Source organism: Azospirillum brasilense (assembly GCF_008365405.1).
GTDB lineage: Bacteria > Pseudomonadota > Alphaproteobacteria > Azospirillales > Azospirillaceae > Azospirillum > Azospirillum brasilense_D.
Map to the genome: position 1 here is coordinate 20,632 of NZ_QOKV01000010.1, position 19,556 is coordinate 40,187.

At 68.3% G+C, this 19,556-nt stretch carries 21 protein-coding genes; 17 read left to right on the plus strand and 4 right to left on the minus strand.

From position 1 onward, the window contains the following. The first annotated feature begins 104 nt into the window (after positions 1-104). Positions 105-1,454, plus strand: coding sequence for a D-amino acid dehydrogenase (locus DS837_RS16415; protein WP_345772119.1), 1,350 nt, complete (start codon positions 105-107; stop codon positions 1,452-1,454). A gap of 5 nt (positions 1,455-1,459) precedes the next feature. Here the strand turns inward: DS837_RS16415 and DS837_RS16420 are convergent, their stop codons facing one another. After that, on the minus strand, positions 1,460-2,209 hold the full coding sequence (locus tag DS837_RS16420; RefSeq protein WP_149165757.1) for a PRC-barrel domain-containing protein: 750 nt from the start codon (positions 2,207-2,209) through the stop codon (positions 1,460-1,462). A gap of 129 nt (positions 2,210-2,338) precedes the next feature. Here DS837_RS16420 and DS837_RS16425 point away from each other — a divergent pair, with 129 nt between their 5' ends. Further along, positions 2,339-2,911, plus strand: coding sequence for a type 1 glutamine amidotransferase domain-containing protein (locus DS837_RS16425; RefSeq protein ID WP_149165758.1), 573 nt, complete (start codon positions 2,339-2,341; stop codon positions 2,909-2,911). A 46-nt stretch (positions 2,912-2,957) separates the two neighbouring features. On the opposite strand, the gene DS837_RS16430 is transcribed toward DS837_RS16425, so the two are convergent. Further along, complete coding sequence (locus DS837_RS16430; protein WP_149165759.1) at positions 2,958-3,620, minus strand: LuxR C-terminal-related transcriptional regulator; 663 nt, start codon at positions 3,618-3,620, stop codon at positions 2,958-2,960. 353 nt (positions 3,621-3,973) lie between these two features. Here DS837_RS16430 and DS837_RS16435 point away from each other — a divergent pair, with 353 nt between their 5' ends. The 15 genes from DS837_RS16435 (at position 3,974) to DS837_RS16505 (ending at position 18,080) form a co-directional block, all read left to right on the plus strand. Further along, entirely contained in the window at positions 3,974-4,675 is a 702-nt protein-coding gene (locus tag DS837_RS16435; protein WP_149165760.1) for a LuxR C-terminal-related transcriptional regulator, read from the plus strand. A gap of 121 nt (positions 4,676-4,796) precedes the next feature. Continuing rightward, positions 4,797-6,263 carry a xanthine dehydrogenase small subunit gene (xdhA, locus tag DS837_RS16440; RefSeq protein ID WP_149165761.1) on the plus strand — a complete coding sequence of 489 codons (1,467 nt, stop codon included), beginning with the start codon at positions 4,797-4,799 and terminating at the stop codon, positions 6,261-6,263. Beyond that, a complete protein-coding gene (xdhB, locus tag DS837_RS16445; protein ID WP_149165762.1) occupies positions 6,256-8,610 on the plus strand; it encodes a xanthine dehydrogenase molybdopterin binding subunit in 2,355 nt (784 codons plus the stop codon). Before xdhA ends, xdhB begins: the two co-directional genes overlap by 8 nt. Further along, complete coding sequence (locus DS837_RS16450; protein ID WP_247889971.1) at positions 8,603-9,445, plus strand: urease accessory protein UreD; 843 nt, start codon at positions 8,603-8,605, stop codon at positions 9,443-9,445. The genes xdhB and DS837_RS16450 overlap by 8 nt, the downstream gene beginning before the upstream one ends. A gap of 100 nt (positions 9,446-9,545) precedes the next feature. Further along, positions 9,546-9,848, plus strand: coding sequence for an urease subunit gamma (locus DS837_RS16455; RefSeq protein ID WP_014240308.1), 303 nt, complete (start codon positions 9,546-9,548; stop codon positions 9,846-9,848). Between the two features lie 11 nt (positions 9,849-9,859). Then, a complete protein-coding gene (locus DS837_RS16460) occupies positions 9,860-10,165 on the plus strand; it encodes an urease subunit beta (RefSeq protein ID WP_035673497.1) in 306 nt (101 codons plus the stop codon). A gap of 26 nt (positions 10,166-10,191) precedes the next feature. Further along, positions 10,192-11,901, plus strand: coding sequence for an urease subunit alpha (ureC, locus tag DS837_RS16465; RefSeq protein WP_149165763.1), 1,710 nt, complete (start codon positions 10,192-10,194; stop codon positions 11,899-11,901). A gap of 18 nt (positions 11,902-11,919) precedes the next feature. Further along, a complete protein-coding gene (gene murI / locus DS837_RS16470) occupies positions 11,920-12,771 on the plus strand; it encodes a glutamate racemase (RefSeq protein ID WP_149165764.1) in 852 nt (283 codons plus the stop codon). Further along, positions 12,768-13,355, plus strand: coding sequence for an urease accessory protein UreE (locus DS837_RS16475; protein ID WP_149165765.1), 588 nt, complete (start codon positions 12,768-12,770; stop codon positions 13,353-13,355). Before murI ends, DS837_RS16475 begins: the two co-directional genes overlap by 4 nt. 49 nt (positions 13,356-13,404) lie before the next feature. Continuing rightward, positions 13,405-14,151 (plus strand): urease accessory protein UreF, encoded by a 747-nt coding sequence (locus DS837_RS16480; RefSeq protein WP_425599255.1) that lies wholly within the window; start codon positions 13,405-13,407, stop codon positions 14,149-14,151. Beyond that, positions 14,148-14,786, plus strand: a complete 639-nt coding sequence (gene ureG, locus DS837_RS16485) for an urease accessory protein UreG (RefSeq protein WP_035673506.1) — start codon at positions 14,148-14,150, stop codon at positions 14,784-14,786. Before DS837_RS16480 ends, ureG begins: the two co-directional genes overlap by 4 nt. Positions 14,787-14,886: 100 nt before the next feature. Next, a complete protein-coding gene (locus DS837_RS16490) occupies positions 14,887-15,771 on the plus strand; it encodes a PRC-barrel domain-containing protein (protein WP_149165767.1) in 885 nt (294 codons plus the stop codon). Positions 15,772-15,814: 43 nt separating this feature from the next. After that, positions 15,815-16,234: a YgaP-like transmembrane domain gene (locus DS837_RS16495; protein WP_149165768.1), complete on the plus strand. Its 420-nt coding sequence runs from the start codon at positions 15,815-15,817 to the stop codon at positions 16,232-16,234. A 288-nt stretch (positions 16,235-16,522) separates the two neighbouring features. Beyond that, a complete protein-coding gene (gene fabI / locus DS837_RS16500; protein WP_149165769.1) occupies positions 16,523-17,308 on the plus strand; it encodes an enoyl-ACP reductase FabI in 786 nt (261 codons plus the stop codon). Positions 17,309-17,669: 361 nt separating this feature from the next. Beyond that, positions 17,670-18,080, plus strand: a complete 411-nt coding sequence (locus tag DS837_RS16505; protein WP_149165770.1) for a bacteriohemerythrin — start codon at positions 17,670-17,672, stop codon at positions 18,078-18,080. A 15-nt stretch (positions 18,081-18,095) separates the two neighbouring features. Here DS837_RS16505 and hutG read toward each other — a convergent pair whose 3' ends face one another. Together hutG and DS837_RS16515 are read right to left on the minus strand one after the other, a co-directional pair. Further along, positions 18,096-18,917 carry an N-formylglutamate deformylase gene (gene hutG / locus DS837_RS16510; RefSeq protein ID WP_149165771.1) on the minus strand — a complete coding sequence of 274 codons (822 nt, stop codon included), beginning with the start codon at positions 18,915-18,917 and terminating at the stop codon, positions 18,096-18,098. Between the two features lie 180 nt (positions 18,918-19,097). Continuing rightward, entirely contained in the window at positions 19,098-19,448 is a 351-nt protein-coding gene (locus DS837_RS16515; RefSeq protein WP_014240322.1) for an ArsR/SmtB family transcription factor, read from the minus strand. Positions 19,449-19,556: the final 108 nt, after the last annotated feature.

Sequence of the window (19,556 nt, forward strand, 5' to 3'; positions counted from 1 at the left end):
CGCTTTCCGACCGCAGTGTAACGATTCATGTACAGCGTTGTCCGGCACCCGACCGTCCGCTCCAGCGTTTCCGCGGCTTCCGGCACTTGGCATCGCGTTTGCGAATGGGATGCGAACAAATCCGTGATCTCGGGAGTCTTCACATGCGCGTCATCGTCCTCGGCAGCGGCGTCATCGGCGTTTCCACCGCCTATTTCCTGGCGAAGGCCGGGCACGAGGTCACGGTGGTGGATCGGCAGCCCGGTCCGGCGCTGGAGACCAGCTACGCCAACGCGGGCGAGGTGTCGCCGGGCTACTCCGCGCCCTGGGCGGCGCCGGGCCTGATGGCGAAGGCGGTGAAGTGGATGCTGATGAAGCACTCCCCGCTGGTGATCCGGCCGAAGCTCGACCCGGCGATGTGGTCCTGGTGCCTGAAGCTGCTGGCCAACGCCAACGAGCGTTCCTACGAGATCAACAAGGGCCGCATGGTCCGGCTGGCCGAATACAGCCGCGACTGCCTGCGCGTTCTGCGCGACGAGACCGGCATCCGCTACGACGAGCGCGCCAAGGGCACGCTCCAGCTCTTCCGTACCCAAAAGCAGGTGGACGCCGCCGCCACCGACATGGCCGTCCTCGATCGCTTCAAGGTCCCCTACAGCCTGCTGGACGTCGAGGGCTGCGCGGCCGTCGAGCCGGCGCTGCGGCTGGTCAAGGAGAAGATCGTCGGTGGCCTGCTGCTGCCCGGCGACGAGACGGGCGACTGCTTCCGCTTCACCAACGCGCTGGCCGCGCTGGCGACGGAGCTTGGGGTGGAGTTCCGCTACAACACCGGCATCCGCAAGCTGGAGAGCGACGGGCGCCGCGTCACCGGCGTGGTCACCGACGCCGGCACGCTGACCGCCGATGCTTACGTCGTCGCCATGGGCAGCTACTCCCCGACGCTGGTGAAGCCGTTCGGTCTGGACCTACCGGTCTATCCGGTGAAGGGCTATTCGCTGACCCTGCCCATCGTCGATCCGGCGGGCGCCCCGGAATCCACGGTGATGGACGAAACGCACAAGATCGCGGTGACCCGCCTCGGCGACCGCATCCGCGTCGGCGGCACGGCGGAGCTGACCGGCTTCGACCTGACGCTGCGTCCGGGCCGCCGCGGTCCGCTCGACCATGTGGTCGGCGACCTCTTCCCGACGGGCGGTGACCTGTCGAAGGCGGAGTTCTGGACCGGACTGCGCCCGAACACGCCGGACGGCACGCCCATTGTCGGTCCGACCCCTGTGCGCAACCTGTTCCTCAACACCGGCCACGGCACGCTCGGCTGGACGATGGCCGCCGGCTCGGGCCGGGTGGTCGCCGACGTGGTCGGCGGGCGTCGGACGGAGATCGACATGGACGGGCTGACGGTGGCCCGCTACGGCCGTTCTGCTGCTGCGGCCAGCCGCCCGACGGTCGGCGGCGTGGCCCGCCCTACGGCCTGACGGGCCTATTCCCGACGCGCCTGGGCCCCCTGGTTCAGGCGCGCGGTGTTGAATTCCTTCATGCGTGCCGCGTCGAACGAGCCGAGCGCCTTCACCTGATCCGGCGTCGCCTGCAATGTGACGGAGGTCAGGCCCGGCTCCAGCGCCGCCGCTTTCCAGGCGATGGCGTAGGGGCCTTCGCCCTCCGGTTCGGGCGTCACCACGACGGCCTTGAGCGCGCCGTTGCGGTCGAACACCAGATCCTCCACCGTGCCGAAGAAGCCGGCTTCCGTCGCCCCGCCCTCCGTGTTGGCCGGTTGGCCGAGCAGGGCGGAGACGCGCCAGTCGCCGGGCCGGCTGGCCGCCTGCTGCTGGCGGCGGATCAGGTCCAGCGTGTCGGGGCCGGTGACCGGATAGGCCAGGACTCCGTCCACCGATCCGGGCATGAGCTGGTGCCAGGGCACGGTGAAGCGCGCCTCGCCGACGTCGAGCATGCCGCTCGCCTCGATCACCGCGCTTTCCAGCCGCCCGTCCGGGCCGACGACGAGATCCACCACCTGCCCAAGCTCCTCGCCGAGCAGCCCCTCGACGTCCGTCCCGACGATCACGCCGGCCCGCCAGCCCTGGTAGAGCCGGGGATAGGATGCCTCCGCGGTCCGCACCGTTTCGGCGGACTGGGAAGGTTGTGCCTGGACAGGTTGAGGAACGCCCAGAGTCAGGGATGTGGCGATGGCGAACGCGGCGAGGATGCCCGCCGAAGTGCCGCTGTAACGCATGGGTCTGTGCTCCCGATTGTGACGCGCGGTCCGTCAAAGGGAACATGGGGGGGGCGCGGCGGTTCCGGAGGGAACTCCCCAGAGGTACGCCGGTTGCTGACCGGACAGGCCAACCGAGGAGGTGATCCCATGGCAGGAAAACTGGAGAAGAAGACCGTCGCCGTTCTGGCGACCGACGGCTTCGAACAGGTCGAACTGACCGAGCCGGTGAAGGCGCTGCGCAACGAAGGCGCCGAGGTGCGGATCGTGGCGCCCCAGGGCGGCCAGATTCAGGGCTGGAACCACCACGACAAGGCCGACCGGGTGGACGTGGACGTCACGCTCGATCAGGCGGACCCCGGCACCTTCGACGCTCTGGTGCTGCCGGGCGGCGTCATCAACCCCGACGCGCTGCGGCTGGAGCCCAAGGCCATCGATTTCGTGCGCAGCTTCGTCCAATCGGGTAAGCCCATCGCCGCGATTTGTCACGGCCCCTGGACGCTGATCGACGCGGGCGGCGCCAAGGGCAAGCGCATGACCTCATGGCCATCGTTGAAGGCCGATCTCGGCAACGCCGGGGCGAACTGGGAAGACAGCGAGGTCGTCACCGACCAGGGTCTGGTGACCTCGCGCAAGCCGGACGATCTGCCGGCCTTCTGCCGCAAGATGGTGGAGGAGTTCGCCGAAGGCCGCCACGGCTCCCACCGCAGCGCGGCGGAGTGAAAATGCACCGTCCCCTCCCCCTGCGCTGGGAGAGGGGACAAACTCTCTAAACGGACGCCAGCGGCGACAGGCCGTTCTGGATCGCCCACACCGCGGCTTGCGTGCGGTTCTGGGCGTTGATCTTCCGCATCACGTTCTTGAAATGCATCTTCACGGTCGATTCCGTGATGTGCAGGTTGCGCGCGATGGCTTTGTTCGACTGCCCGGCGAGAAGGCAGCGCAGGATCTGAACCTCGCGCTTCGACAGTTCGTTGCTGGCGGGCTGGGCGCGCTCCGGCTGCGGGCGCTCGCTGTTGGCGTTGGCGATCAGCAGACTGGCGACATGGGTCGGATAGACCACCTCGCCCAGCATGACCAGCTGCAGGGCGCGCAGCAGGGACTCGCTCGACATCGACTTGTTCAGATAGGCGTCGGCGCCCGCCTTCAGCGACAGCGACAGCGTGCGGTCGGCGATGGCGTCGGCCAGCACCGCGATGCGGGCGCTGGTGGCGGCGCGCAGGCGCTTCACCCCGCCGGCTTCATCGTTCGTCGCTTCCCCCAGGGCCACCACGATCAGGTCGGGCTGCACACCCTGGGCGATGGCCGCCTCGGCATCCTCCACCGTCGCGGCGTGGTGGCAGACGCGGAAGGGGCCGCCGCTGATGAGCGTTCCCAGCGCCGCCGAAAACAGCCGATCATGGTCCACGAGCATGACGTTCCAGGTTTTCATCGAGACTCCTCCGTGACGCCACCCGTGACGAGCAGCGCACAACGCCAATCGTTGTCCGTTTTCGCCTGGGAAAAGGGAAAAAAACCGTCTTTATTGTATCGAAAAAGCGTGCTTTACGCTGGTTGTCCCGATGATTTATACGGATGGTCAGGGAGCGGCGCAAGATGCTTGGAAGAAGCTCGATACGAATGAATCATAAATGGCTTCGAAACGATAGAAATTAGCATGGCGCTGCTTCTGCAAAGTCCAAAAGAGGTACCTTTATACTTTTCCGCTGGACAGAAAGCCGGGCCGGTTTAGGGCATCTTTGTTTTCTAATCCGGTTTCCGGCGGCTTGATGGGGTAGCAAAGCAATGGAAGTTCAGCTGCAGACGCGCGGCAAGGAGCGGTCGGTGGCCGGCAGAGCGCAAACGTTTCTAGTGGTGGATGACCACCCCCTGGTGCGGCACGGCTTCGCCCTTTCGGTGGGGGAGATCCACCCGGACGCGCAGGTGCTGGAGGCTGGCTCGCTGGACGAGGCGATGGCCATCGCCGACCGTACGCCGGATCTGACGCTGGTCCTGTTCGACCTCAATCTGGGCGACCGCAGCGGGCGCGACGGGGTGCGCCGCATGGTCGAGGTCCTGGGACGCCGTCCGCTGCTGGTCATCTCCGGGTCTGACGAGGTGGCGGACATCGTGGACAGCGTGCGGCTGGGGGCTAGGGGTTACATCCTGAAGACCAGCTCCACCGCGGTGCTGGAACACGCGATCTCCTTGGCGCTGACCGGGGAGACCTTCCTGCCGTTGCCGCGCGCCGTCCTGTCCGGCAACGTCGCGGCGGAGGTCGCGCGTCCTTCGGGCCAGATCCTCGACCGGCTGACCGACCGGCAACGCGACGTTTTCCAGCTTCTGCTGGCCGGCCATTCGAACAAGGAGATCGCGCGGGAACTGGGCGTGCTGGAAGGCACCGTGAAGGTTCATGTGCGGGCCATCATGCAGAAGCTGGGCGTGCGCAACCGCACCCAGGTCGCCGTCGTGGCCGCCCGCAGCGGCTGCTTCCCCGAGGACACCTGACGCCTTCCGAAGAAGCCGTTTATCCATCCGAACCATGCCTTTATGGCTAGACGGCCGGCCCGCCATTGCGGCCTGCGGAGACTTTCCGGCACTATGACGGAAACGCCCGACAGGAGGGACAATGACGGGCTCTGTGCGTTTCGTGCTCGGCGGACGGGTGGTGGAGGTGCGGGACGCCGATCCCACCACCACGGTGCTGAACTGGCTGCGCGCCAACGGGCGACCCGGTTCCAAGGAAGGCTGCGCCGAAGGGGATTGCGGCGCCTGCACGGTGGTGCTGGGTGACCTTGCCGCGGACGGGCGCGTGCGTTACCGCGCCGTCAACGCCTGCATCCTCTTCCTGCCGATGATCGACGGCAAGCTGCTGCTGACCGTCGAGGATCTGGCGGGTGAAGACGGAGACCTGCACCCTGTCCAGGCGGCGATGGTGGACAAGCACGCCTCGCAATGCGGCTTCTGCACCCCGGGGTTCGTGATGGCGCTCTTCGCGCTTCATCACGATCGGTGCGCTGCCGATGGGCGTCTGAGCGATGGGGCGATCCACGACGCGCTGGCCGGCAATCTGTGCCGGTGCACCGGCTACCGCCCGATCCTCGACGCCGCCCGGACCATGGCGGCGGAGCGGACCGACGACCGCTTCGACCGGGCGGAGGAGGGCATCGCCACCCTGCTGCGCTCCATCCAGCGCGACGGGTCCCTGACCCTGACCCACGGCGCCGCCTGCTTCCACGCGCCGCGGAGCGTCGATGAGCTGGCCGCCCTGTTTGCCGCGCACCCGAACGCCACGCTGGTCGCCGGGGCGACCGATGTCGGGCTGTGGGTAACCAAGCAGGGGCGCAGCCTGCCCACGCTGATCCACCTCGCCCAGGTGCGGGAGCTTCACCGCATCGAAGAGGGGGCTGATGCGCTGGCGATCGGCGCGGCGGTGACCTACACCGACCTGCTGCCGGTCCTGGAGCGCCGCCTGCCCGAACTGGCCGCCCTGGTCACCCGCATCGGCGCGGCGCAGGTGCGCAACTCGGGAACGCTGGGCGGCAACGTTGCCAACGGTTCGCCCATCGGCGACAGCATGCCGGCCCTGCTGGCGCTGGGCGCCGCGCTGGTGCTGAACCGGGGCGGCGTGCGGCGGGAGCTGCCGCTGGACCGCTTCTACCACGGCTACCGCAAGAACGACCTGAAGCCGGGCGAGTTCGTCGAACGCATCCGAATCCCCCTGCCGCACGACGGCCAGCGCTTCGCCACCTGGAAGGTGTCCAAGCGGCGGGACCAGGACATTTCCGCCGTCTGCGCCGCCTTCCTGCTGACGCTGGACGGGGAGGGGCGGGTGGAGGAGCTGCGCGCCGGCTACGGCGGCATGGCGGCGACCCCGGCCCGCGCCCCGGCGCTGGAGGCGGTGATGGCCGGTCAGCCCTGGACGGCGGACGCCGTGGCGGCGGCCCTGCCGGCGCTCGACCGCGACTTCCGACCCATGACCGACATGCGGGCCAGCGACCGCTACCGGGCGCTGGTGGCGAAGAACCTGCTGATGCGCTTTCTTCTTCACACGACCGGGGCCGAGTTGCCCTCCCTGGAGGCCGTGCATGGCTGACGGCGGCACCATCCAACCGATCCGCGGCGGTGTCCACCGGGGCATCGAGCATGAAAGCGCCCGCAAGCATGTGATGGGCGCCGCGGCCTATACCGACGACATACCGGAACTCCCCGGCACGCTGCATGTCGCGGTGCGGCTGTCCGAGCGGGCGCACGCGCGCATTCTGGGCATTGACCTGTCGCGGGCGAAGCAGGCGCCGGGGGTGTACGCTGTCCTGACCTACGCCGACGTTCCGGGGGACGGCGACATCGGCACCATCCAGCGCGGCGATCCCATCCTGGCCGACGAGTTGGTAACCTACGCCGGGCAGGCGGTGGTCGCCGTGGCGGCGGAGACGCTGTTGCAGGCCCGCGCGGCGGCCCGGCTGGTGGAGATCTATTACGAGGACCTGCCGGCGGTGCTGACCGCCGAGGCGGCGCTGGAAAAGGGCAGCTTCGTCTCCCCGCCGCTGACCTTCCGGCGTGGCGACGCGGCGGCGGAGGTTGCCGGGGCACCGCACCGGCTGACCGGCACGCTGGAGGTCGGCGGGCAGGATCATTTCTATCTGGAAGGCCACATCGCCTACGCCATCCCGAAGGAGGACGGCGACCTGCTGGTCCATTCCTCGACCCAGCACCCGGCGGAGGTCCAGCACGCCGTCGCCCAGGTGCTGGGGCGTCCGATGCACGGCATCGCCGTGGAATGCCGGCGCATGGGCGGCGGCTTCGGCGGCAAGGAGAGCCAGCCGGCGCAAATCGCCGCCATCGCCGGCCTCCTGGCGAACGCGACGAAGCGGCCCGTGAAGTTCCGCCTGGACCGCGACGACGACATGCTGATGACCGGCAAGCGCCACGACTTCTTCGTGCGCTACGACGTCGGCTTCGACGCGGAGGGGCGCATCCAGGGTCTGGAGATGGACCTCGCCGGGCGCTGCGGCGTATCGCTGGACCTGTCCAACGGCGTGGTCGACCGCGCCATGTTCCACGCCGACAACGCCTATTACCTGCCGGCGGCGCGGATAACCGGGCACCGCTGCAAGACGAACACGGTGTCCAACACCGCCTTCCGCGGTTTCGGCGGGCCGCAGGGCGTCATCGCCATCGAGCATGTGGTGGACGAGATTGCCCGCTCCCTCGGCAAGGACCCGCTCGACGTGCGCCGCGCCAACCTCTATGGCGGACCGGGCCGCGACACCACCCATTACGGGATGCCGGTGGAGGAGCCGGAGATCCTGGCCGAGCTGATGGACCGGATCGAACGCGACGGCGACTACCGTCGTCGACGGGAGGAGATCCACGCCTTCAACGCCCGCAGCCCGGTGCTGAAGAAGGGGCTGGCGGTGACCCCCGTGAAGTTCGGCATCTCCTTCACCGTCAAGCACCTGAACCAGGCGGCGGCGCTGGTGCATGTCTACACCGACGGCTCCATCCAGGTGAACCACGGCGGGACCGAGATGGGGCAGGGCATCCACACCAAGATGGCCCAGATCGCCGCCCAGGAGTTCCAGATCGACGTCGAGCGGGTGCGCGTCACCGCCAGCGCCACCGACAAGGTGCCGAACGCCCCGCCCACCGCCGCGTCGGCCGGCACCGACCTGAACGGCATGGCGGTGCGCATCGCCGTGGGGACCATCCGCGACCGGCTGGTGGCATTCCTCGCCCAGCATTGCCACACCACGCCGGACAAGGTGGAGTTCCGCGACAACGCCGTCTTCGCCGGCAACCACGCCATGACCTTCTCGGAGGTCGCGAAGCTCGCCTATCTGAACCGGGTATCGCTGTCCTCCACCGGCCATTACGCCACGCCGAAGATCTGGTGGGACCGCGAGAAATGCGAGGGGCGGCCCTTCTTCTACTTCTCCTGCGGCGTCGCGGTGACCGAGGCGCTGATCGACACGCTGACCGGCGAGTATAGCTTCCCCCGCGCCGATGTGCTGCACGACTGCTCCGGCAGCATCAACCCGGCCATCGACCTCGGGCAGGTGGAGGGCGCCTTCGTCCAGGGGCTCGGCTGGGTCACGTCGGAAGAGCTGTGGTGGGACGGCGAGGGACGCTTGCGCACCCACGCGCCCAGCACTTACAAGATCCCGACCTCGCGCTCGCTGCCGGAGGATTTCCGGGTCGCGCTCTACACCGACCGCCCCAACCGGGAGGACACGGTGTTCCGCTCCAAGGCGATCGGGGAGCCGCCGCTGATGCTCGGCATCTCGGCATGGCTGGCGCTGAAGGACGCCGTCGCGGCGGTGGGCGGCCACCGGCTGCCCGTGCGCCTCGACGCGCCCGCGACGCCGGAACGCGTGCTGTTGGCCGTCGAGGATGTAAAGGCCCAGAAGTTGAAAGCAGGGATGGGTTCCGCTGGTGGCTGATGCGTTGATGAAGAAGGTCGCCGTCCACGGCGCGGCGACGGTGCGGTTCGAGCATCGCCATGGGGCCACGCGGCTCGCCACGCTCTACCACCACGACCCGCTGCGGGTGCTGCTGCCCGACCCGCGGGCGGGTGACCTGCCCATCGCGGTTCTGGTCACCACCTCCGGCGGGCTGGTTGGCGGCGACCGGCTGGACGTCGCCCTGTCGGCGGGGCCGGGGGCGGCGGCGCTGGTGACGACCCAGGCGGCGGAGAAGGTCTACCGCTCCGCCGGGGCGGACTGCCGCATCGACACCCGCGTGACGGTGGAGGCCGGCGCTTGGCTGGAATGGATGCCGCAGGAGGCCATCGTCTTCGAGGGCTCCCGCCTGCGCCGCCTGACCCGGCTGGAACTGGAGAGCGACGCCCGCCTGATCGCCGGGGAGATGCTGGTCTTCGGGCGCGCCGCTTTCGGCGAGACGGTCACCCGCGGCCTCGTCCGCGACGCCTGGGAGGTGGTGCGCGACGGCCGCCTCGCCTGGGCTGACGCCCTGCACATGGACGGCGACCTCGCCGAGACGCTGGCCCACCCGGCTGGCTTCGGCGGAGCCGGGGCCTGTGCCACGCTGCTGTTCGCCGCTCCCGACGCCGCGAGCCGGCTGGAGGCGCTGCGCGCGGCGGCGGAGGGGCTGGAGGGCGTGCGGGTCGGCGCCACCGCCTTCGACGGGCTGCTGGTCGTCCGCATCCTGGGCGGCGAGGCGCGGTCGGTGCGCGGCGCCTACGCGGCGCTGTGGTCGCATCTGCGCTCGGCGGCGGCTGGGCTGCCGGTGCGGTTGCCAAGACTGTGGGAAGTCTGACCCAATCGAAAGCGTACAGCGCCTGTCGAAACGGGATTGGCGCATCGCAGCAACGTGGCATAATCCCGCCAAACCATCGGGTAGGCGGAGAGACAGCCCCATGAACCTGACACCGCGCGAGAAGGACAAGCTTCTCGTGGCCATGGCCGCCATGGTGGCGCGCCGCCGGCTGGAGCGTGGCGTGAAGCTGAACCATCCCGAGGCGGTGGCCCTCATCACCGACTATGTGGTGGAAGGTGCCCGTGACGGGCGCACCGTGGCCGAGCTGATGCGCGACGGCGCGACGGTGATCACCCGCGATCAGGTGATGGACGGCATCCCGGAGATGATCCACGAAATCCAGGTCGAGGCCACCTTTCCCGACGGCACCAAGCTCGTCACCGTCCACCAGCCGATTCGCTAAGGGGAGCCCCGATGAAACCCGGTGAAATCATCCCCGCCGCGGGCGAGATCGAACTCAACGCCGGCCGCGACACGGTGGAGCTGGACGTCGCCAACGCCGGTGACCGCCCGATCCAGGTCGGCTCGCACTATCACTTCGCCGAGACGAACGGGGCGCTGACCTTCGACCGTGAAAAGGCGCGCGGCTTCCGTCTGGACATCCCGGCCGGGACGGCGGTGCGCTTCGAGCCGGGGCAGACGCGGCGCGTGCGGCTGGTCGCCTACGCCGGCAACCGCGTGGTCATCGGCTTCAACGGCAAGGTCAACGGCAGCCTGTAAAGGGCGCCAGCGGAGGGCATCAGACAATGGCGCATCGCATCGACCGGGCCGAATACGCGGCTCTCTACGGCCCCACCGTGGGCGACCGTGTCCGGCTGGCCGACACCGACCTGATCGTGGAGGTCGAGAAGGACCACACCGTCTATGGCGAGGAGGTCAAGTTCGGCGGCGGCAAGGTGATCCGCGACGGCATGGGGCAGGCCCAGACCTCGCGCCAGGGCGGCGCCGTGGACACCGTCATCACCAACGCGCTGATCATCGACCACTGGGGCATCGTCAAGGCCGACATCGGCATCACCGGCGGGCGCATCGCCGGCATCGGCAAGGCCGGCAACCCGGACGTCCAGCCGGGCGTGACCATCGTCGTCGGGCCGGGGACCGAGGTCATCGCGGGCGAGGGCAAGATCGTCACCGCCGGCGGCATCGACGCCCACATCCACTTCATCTGCCCGCAGCAGGTTGACGAGGCGCTGAACAGCGGCGTCACCACCATGCTGGGCGGCGGCACCGGCCCGGCGGCCGGCACGTCGGCCACCACCTGCACGCCGGGGCCGTGGCACATGGCCCGGATGCTCCAGGCGGCGGAGGGGCTGCCGATCAACCTCGGCTTCTTCGGCAAGGGCAACGCCAGCCGTCCCGACGCGCTGCTGGAGCAGATCGCCGCCGGCGCCTGCGGCATGAAGCTGCACGAGGACTGGGGCACCACCCCCGCCGCCATCGACACCTGCCTGACGGTGGCGGAGGAGACGGACATCCAGGTGGCGATCCACACCGACACGCTGAACGAGTCGGGCTTCGTGGAGAACACCATCGCCGCCTTCAAAGGCCGCAACATCCACGCCTTCCACACCGAGGGGGCGGGCGGCGGCCACGCGCCGGACATCATCAAGGTGGCGGGCCTGCCCAACGTGCTGCCCAGCTCCACCAACCCGACGCGGCCCTTCACGGTGAACACGGTGGACGAGCATCTCGACATGCTCATGGTCTGCCACCACCTGTCGCCCCGCATCCCGGAGGACGTGGCCTTCGCCGAGAGCCGCATCCGGCGCGAGACCATCGCGGCGGAGGACATCCTGCACGACCTCGGCGTCTTCTCGATGCTGAGTTCGGACAGCCAGGCCATGGGCCGGGTCGGCGAGGTGATCATCCGCACCTGGCAGACCGCCCATAAGATGAAGGTCCAGCGCGGGCGTCTGGCCGAGGAGAGGGGCGAGAACGACAACTTCCGCGTCAAGCGCTACATCGCGAAATACACGATCAACCCCGCGCTGTCGCACGGCATCGCCCATGTCGTCGGTTCGATCGAGGTCGGCAAGCTGGCCGATCTGGTGGTCTGGTCGCCGGCCTTCTTCGGCGTGAAGCCGGACATGGTGCTGAAGGCCGGAACCATCGCGGCGGCGCTGATGGGCGACCCCAACGCCTCCATCCCGACGCCGCAGCCGGTGCATTACCGCCCGATGTTCGGCGCCTTTGGCCGCGCGATGCAGGCCAGCTCCCTGACCTTCGTCAGCAAGCTGTCGCTGGAGAACGAGGCGCTGCGCTCGCTCGGCCTGCGGCGCGAGCTGGTCGCGGTGACGGGGGTGCGGGCCATCGGCAAGAAGCAGATGATCCACAACGATTCCACACCCCACATCGAGGTCGATCCGGAAACCTACGAGGTGCGCGCCGATGGCCAGCTCCTGACCTGCGAGCCGGCGGACGTGCTGCCCATGGCGCAGCGGTACTTCCTGTTCTGAGTGTGGGGTGACGGGTTCGTGATTGGTGTCTTCGATTCCGGGCATGGCGGTCTGACGGTGCTGCGCGCGCTGGTGGCCGCCGCTCCCGGGCGTCCCTTCGTGTATCTCGGCGACCATGCCGCCGCTCCCTATGGCCCGCGCAGCGAGGAGGACATCTACCGCCTGACGGTCCAGGGGGTGGAGCGGCTGTTCGCCCAGGGCTGCGGGCTGGTCGTCCTGGCCTGCAACACGGCGGCGGCAGTGGCCCTGCGGCGGATGCAGCGGACGTGGCTGCCCGTGGCCCATCCGGGCCGCAACGTGCTGGGCGTCCTGGTGCCGATGGTCGAGGCCATCACCCGCGTGCCCTGGATGCAGGACGGCCCCGCCGCCGACTGGCGTCCGGAGCCGCGGACGGTCGGCGTCTTCGCCACCCCGGCCACCGTCGCGTCGGGCTCCTTCCCGCGCGAGATCGGCAAGCGGGCGCCTGACGTCCGGGTGGTGCAGCAGGCCTGCCCGGACCTCGTCCCGCTGATCGAGCGCGGGGCGGGGGACGCGGAACTGGCCCCGGCGGTGCGCGGCTATGTGCGGGCGCTGCTGGCGCAGTTGGATGGACGCCCGCTCGACGCGGCGGTGCTCGGCTGCACCCACTACCCGCTGGTGGCGCATCTCTTCGCGGAGGCGCTGCCGCCGGGGGTGGAGGTGCTGTGCCAGCCCAGCTTGGTCGCCCGCTCGCTGGACAATTACCTGGAGCGCCACCCCGAATACGCCCCCGCGCCGAGCGAGGCGGCGGGCGTCCTTCGTTTCTTCACCACGGGAGCGGCGGAACCGGTCGGCGCCCTCGCGGGACGTTTCTTCGGCCGGCCCACACCCTTCGAACGGCTTTCTCCATGACCGACACGCTCCGCCGCGCCACCCGAGTCCACGCCCGCGGCCATTGGCCCGCCGAGCGCGAGGCCGGCACGGTGACCCTCGCCTTCGACGACCGCCACCGGCGGCGCATGGTGATGACGGACGACGGAGGGTCCGATTTCCTGCTCGACCTGCCGCGCGCGGTCGCGCTCGACCATGGCGACGGGCTGGAGTTGGGCGACGGCGCCTTCCTGCGCGTGGTCGCCGCCGACGAGGAGCTGATGGAGGTGCGCTGCGGTGGCGGGACGGAGGGCTTCGCCCGCATCGCGTGGCATCTCGGCAACCGCCATCTGCCGGTGCAGATCGTCGGCGAGACCATCCGCCTGCGCCGCGACCATGTGATCGAGGACATGCTGAAGGGGCTGGGGGCCAGCGTCGCCGCCATCCACGCGCCCTTCGCGCCGGAGGGCGGGGCCTACTCGGGGCAGGGGCACGGCCACTCGCACGTCCATGATCATGGGCATGACCACGATCATGGTCATTCGCATTCACACAGCCACTCCCATTCCCACGCGCATGGGCACTCCCATTCCCATGGGCATTCCCACGGGCATTCGCATGACTGAGGGCGCTTGCCCCCTCCCTAACCCTCCCCCGCTTCGCGAGGGAGGGGACTTGGACAAGGATAGGCACCCTCTCCCGCGCAGCGGGGGAGGGTCGGGGTGGGGGCCCGTCTCGGCCACCCACCTCACCAAGCTCCTCGCCTGGCTGTCGCCGTCCTTCCCGGTCGGCGGCTTCTCCTACAGCCACGGCATCGAGGCGGCGGTGGAGCAGGGCCTCGTCCGCGACCGCGACACGCTGGCGCGCTGGATGGACGGCATCCTGCGCCACGGCGCCGGGCGGACCGACGGCATGCTCTTCGTTGCCGCCCATCGCGCGATGCTGGCGGACGACGAGGCGGGCTTCGCCTGGACGGTCGAGCGCGCCGACGCCATGCGCGCCTCCTCCGAAACCGCGCTGGAGAGCCGCGCGCAGGGGCAGGCCTTCCTCATCGCCGTGCGGGCTGCTTGGCCGCTGGAAGGGATGGAGCGCTGGGACCGGGTGATCGCCGACGGCGGCCGCCCGGTCGCTTACGCCGTCGCCGTGGCACTGGCGGCCGCGCTGATCGGCGTGCCGGAGGGACCCGCCCTGTCGGCCTATCTGCACGCCTTTGCCGCCAACCTCGTCTCCGCCGGGGTGCGGCTGGTGCCGCTGGGGCAGACGGACGGGCAGAAGGCCCTGGCGGCGCTCGATTCCGTGGTGCACTCTGCGGCGGAGGCCGCGCTGGCCACCCCGCTCGACGATCTGGGCAGCCGCGCCATGGCCGTCGATTGGACCTCCATGATCCACGAAACCCAATACACGAGGTTGTTCCGCTCATGACCGCCCCGATTTCCAAGAGCCATGGTGGCCCCCTGCGCGTGGGCATCGGCGGGCCGGTCGGCTCCGGCAAGACGGCGCTGACCGACGCGCTGTGCAAGCGCATGCGCGACGATTGGGAGGTCGCGGCGATCACCAACGACATCTACACCAAGGAGGACGCCGAATTCCTCACCCGCTCTGGCGCGCTGAAGCCGGACCGGATCATGGGGGTGGAAACCGGCGGCTGTCCGCACACGGCGATCCGCGAGGATGCCTCGATCAACCTCGCCGCCGTCGACGAGATGAACCGCAAGTTCCCGAACCTCGACCTGATCTTCGTGGAATCGGGCGGCGACAATCTGGCGGCCACCTTCTCGCCGGAACTGGCCGACCTGACCATCTACGTCATCGACGTGTCGGCGGGCGACAAGATCCCGCGCAAGGGCGGGCCGGGCATCACCCGGTCGGACCTGCTGGTCATCAACAAGATCGACCTCGCCCCGCTGGTCGGCGCCAGCCTGGAGGTGATGGACCGCGACGCCAGGAAGATGCGCGGCGACCGGCCCTTCGTCTTCACCAACATCAAGACGGGGCAGGGGGTGGACGCCGTCCAGTCCTTCATCGTTCAGCGGGGCGGGTTGCCGCTTCCGGGCTGACCGCTTCGCAGAAGAAGCAGGCGCGGAACCTCCGTCTTGGCCGTGCTGTTTTCCCCGCGTGAGACGCACACGCACGGAAACCAAGCCGGAGGCACCCACGATGAAACGCCTGCTCCTCAGCGCCGCCATGATCGCGGGGGCGCTCGGGCCTTGGCCGGCTTTCGCCGAGACCTGCCCGGAGGGGGTGAACCGGCTGGGCCAGCGCATCGGCGCGCTGGAGGCCGCCGGCAACCAGACTCCCGCCTCCATCAGCCCGCAGGAGATCGGCCAACTCCGCGCCCTGCGCCAGACCGCCGAGCGCGCCGGGCAGCGGGGCGGCGAGCCGGCCTGCCAGACCATCCTGGGTGAGGCCGACGCGCTGCTGCGCGCGGTCGAGCATCCGCGCGTGGTCGCCGCCGACGACCTGTCGAAGGCCAAGCTGCACAACGCCAGCGGCGAGGAAATGGGCTCCATTTCCGAACTGGTGGTCGATCCGAACACCGGGCGCGTCGCCTACGCCGTGGTCGAGGCCGGCGGCTTCCTCGGTCTGGGCGAGCGCAACTTCCCTGTTCCATGGGCATTGGTCCAGCCGGCGCAGGCCGGCGACGGTTATGTCCTGAACGTGACCAAGGACCGGCTGACCGCGGCGCCCCAGTTCACCCGCTCCAACCGTCCGGACATGTCGGACCGGCAATGGGCGATGGCGCTGCACACCTATTACGGGGTCCAGCCCTATTGGATGCGCGACGGTGCGGCCCTCGCTGCGGTTGGTATGCCGGAGGGCGGTGCAGCGGGGACGCCGCAGCTCCAGTCGGAGGTGCAACGTCTCTCGCAGGAGGTGGACCGGCTGAACCGCGAGCTGTCGCAGGCCCGCACACTGGCCGATACGGCCCGCAAGCCCGATGGGACGGCGCAGCCGGGCTCGTCCGGTTCGACCGGCGCCGCGCCGGCGCCGGACCAGGGCGGACACCAGGGCGGGTCCACGCCGCCCGCTCCGCAGCAGTGACCCCCGAAGCAGTGACTATAGAAAAAGATCGAGGAGAGCAGCGATGGCGATGACGAGCCAACAGGGCATGGGCAGCCGCAACGCGGCCCTGCCGGACGATCTCGAACGCATGATCAACGTCGGGCACACCGAACGTCTGGTGTCGCTGGTCGGGGGCGGGCTTCTCGCCGTGCTCGGGCTTCGCCGTCCGACCGTTGCCGGGGCGGCGCTGGCGCTGGCCGGCGGCGCTCTGGTCGCTCGCGGACTGACGGGCTATTGCCCGGCAAAGGCGATGATGGAGGAGCGGGGCGGCCATCACGGGGCGAGCACCCCCGCCGAGGATGTGGAACAGGGCGTCCATCGGTATTCCCGACATCCCGGTGACATCTACGACGATGCCGACGAGAAAGAGAAGGTGGACGAGGCGTCTATGGAGTCCTTTCCGGCCAGCGATCCGCCGTCCTTCACGCCCGGCGCCGTTTGATCGTTTCTGGTCCTGTGACAAAGGCCCCTCCGAAAGGTGGGGCCTTTGTCTTTGTTGCGGTCTTCTCCATGAACACGCAAGAAAGGGGCATGGAGTGCCGTTGCGGACTTCGCGTCTTCGCTGTGTGAAGGCTGTGTTACGGATAAACAAAGCGATAATGTCGGATATATTGCGACTTTAACAAGTTGCCTATGACCTTCGATTGCATTATGGTGCGTTGCACAATTCGAGTGATCCGATCTGGCGCACTCTGAATCCGGCCACCTTGCAATCCGGGAAAGCCAGCCTATGACCACGATCATCCCCGCCGCCGCCACCCTTGAAGGCAAAAAGGGCCTCGTGCTCGGCATCGCCAACGATCAGTCGATCGCGTGGGGCTGCGCCCGCGCCTTCCGCGCGCTGGGCGCGGATCTCGCGGTCAGCTACCTCAACGACAAGGCGAAGCGCTTCGTCGAGCCGCTGGCTGAACAGCTGGAGGCCGAAATCTTCGAGCCGGTGGACGTCACCGGCGAGGGTGAGCTGAAGGCCATCTTCGAGAAGATCGAGCAGAAGTGGGGCAAGCTGGACTTCGCGTTGCATTCCATCGCCTTCGCCCCGAAGGACGATCTGCACGGCCGCGTCGTCGATTGCTCGCGCGAGGGCTTCCAGATGGCGATGGACGTGTCCTGCCACTCCTTCATCCGCATGGCCCGCTATGCCGAGCCGCTGATGAAGGACGGCGGTTCGCTGTTCACCATGTCCTATTTCGGCGCCAACCGCGTGATCGACAATTACGGCGTCATGGGTCCGGTGAAGGCCGCCCTGGAAGCCAGCGTGCGCTATCTGGCGGCGGAACTGGGGCCGAAGGGCATCCGCGTGCACGCGATCTCCCCCGGTCCGATCAAGACCCGCGCCGCCTCCGGCATCGCCCATTTCGACGAGCTGATGGAGAAGGCCGCGGAGCGCGCGCCGGAGCAGCGCCTCGTCACCATCGAAGAGGTCGGCTACACCACCGCCTTCCTGGCGACGGACGGCGCCAAGGGAATCACCGGCAGCACCACCTATGTGGATTGCGGCTATTCGATCGTCGGCTGACCGAGCAGCCGTTCACAGATAAGTTGGGGCGGCCGATCATCGCCTCTTCTTCATAAAACCGGTGTGAAGGCAGGCGGAAACATGAAGTTTCCCCTGCCTTTCCGCGTCTTCGTCTTGGTGCGGCAAAATGCCATGTGACCATCGTATGCGTTCGTTTTGTAGAAAATGCGCCCATAATGCAGGCAAAGGCCGCCGGTCGCGGAGTCGGCGGTAACAAGGGTCGCGGCGTCTGGTATTTACGGTTTTTTGACGGATTGCGCACCTTCATCTTCAGTTGCGCAGGTACGGCGCGCTTCCCTTCAATGCGGTGGCTTTCGGCGGGACTGCCCGGTGGCCGCGGAAGACAGGGTGCGGAGGGTTCATGGGTGTCATTACGTGGAGGCGGCAGCTCAGCGTCGGCCAGCCGTCCATCGATGAAGATCACAAGCACCTGATCGAGTATCTGAACGAATTGGATGCTGCGCTGAACGCGCGCGGTTTCATGCCGGTGCGTGTCGCAAAGATCCTCATGAAGCTGCTGGAATACACCCAGCAGCACTTCGCCCGCGAAGAGAAGATTATGCAGGCCGTGCATTATCCAAAGTTCGAGGAGCATGTCCGCCAGCATCACGAGGCGGTGCGGACCTTGAGCGAATTGTCCGCGGTCTTCACGCGGGACCCGACCCACCACAATGCCGAGCGAATCTACACCTTTACGGCGGATTGGCTGGTCCACCACATCATCATGCAGGACACGCAACTGACGCCCTACGTGCGGGGCGTTTGGGTCTGAGGGCCGGACCGGCCGTTACAGGAAGGCGCTGCGCCGGCGGCCGGCGGCGTTCTCCCACGCCCATTCGACGACGAGGCTCAGCAGCCGCTCCAGGGTCGGGCGCACCTGACGCGCCGCCTCCTCGCGGAAGCCGAAGGGAGCCTCCTCGTCCATATAAGTGACCTGCGACAGCTCGAGCTGGATCGAGTGAATGTTGTCGGCGGGGTTGCCGTAGCGGCGGGTGATGAAGCCGCCCTTGAAGCGCCCATTCTGCACGGAGGAAAAGCGCCCGGTGGCGGTGAGCACGTTCATCACCCGGCCGACCAACGCCGGCGAGGCGCTGGCCCCGTCCACCGTGCCCAGGTTGAAGTCCTCGATCTGCCCATCGAAGAAACGCGGCACGCGCGACCGGATGGAATGGGCGTCGAACAGCACCGCGACGCCGAAGCGGTCCTTCAGCGCCTGAAGCTCGCCATTGAGCTGTTCGTGATAGGGGCGCCAATAGTCGTCGATGCGCCGCCGCACCTCCGCTGCGTCCGGCTCCCGCCCCCGCTTGTACACCGGCTGGTGATCGAACGTGGTGAGGGGGCAGAGTTCGGTGTTGCTGGCACCGGAGTGGGGGGCGTCGTCGGGAGCGCGGTTCAGGTCGATCACATAGCGCGAAACGATGGGCCTCAGGAAGCCGACCCCCAGCGCCGGGGCGAAGTGATACAGGCGGTCAAGATGCCAGTCGGTGTCCGGCACCGCCAGGGCGGCGTCGGTCATGGTCGCCGCAATGTCCGGCGGCACGACGGTGCCGACATGTGGGATGCTGAGCAGGACGGGGGTTTCCCCCGGCTGGAAGCGGAACGTCTCCATGCCAACACCCTTGGTTTCCTGGCCTCACTCGACAGACCATTCGTGCAACAACGGTTTGATGCGCCGCAGCATAAACGGAACTATGCGGCGCAACCGGCATGGCGGTCAAATCCTATTGCGGATTTGTTATAAAGGCTTCAACGGGTTGTGGCGGCCGAAGCCGCCGCAACCGGAACCGCCTCAGGCTTCCAGGTCGCCTTCGCTTTCCTCCGCCACATGGTCGACCATGTCCGACAGGACGCGCCGGATGTGCTCGTCGGTGATCAGGTAGAAGACGCGGTTGCCGCGCCGTTCCGCCTGGATCAGCCGTCCCGCCCGCAGCAGGCGGAGATGATGGCTGACCAGGGACGGCGACAGGCCCAGCGCCGCCGCCATGTCGCCGACCGAGGTCGAGGTGTCCAGGCAGGCCAGGATGATGCGCAGCCGGCTGGGGTCGCTCATCAGGCGGAACATGTCGGCCAGTTCGGTGGTCTGGTCTTCGGACAGGCGGAGATGCGCCGGCTTGTCCTTCGGTGCTGACCCTTTTTGCATGCCGCGTTGGTTCCCGCTTGTAAGGTTTTTATCGGTTGAGGTTTTTATCGGTGGTTGCCGCTCTTACAAAGTATAGGCCGGAAGCCGCGTCAATCCCATAGGTCGGCG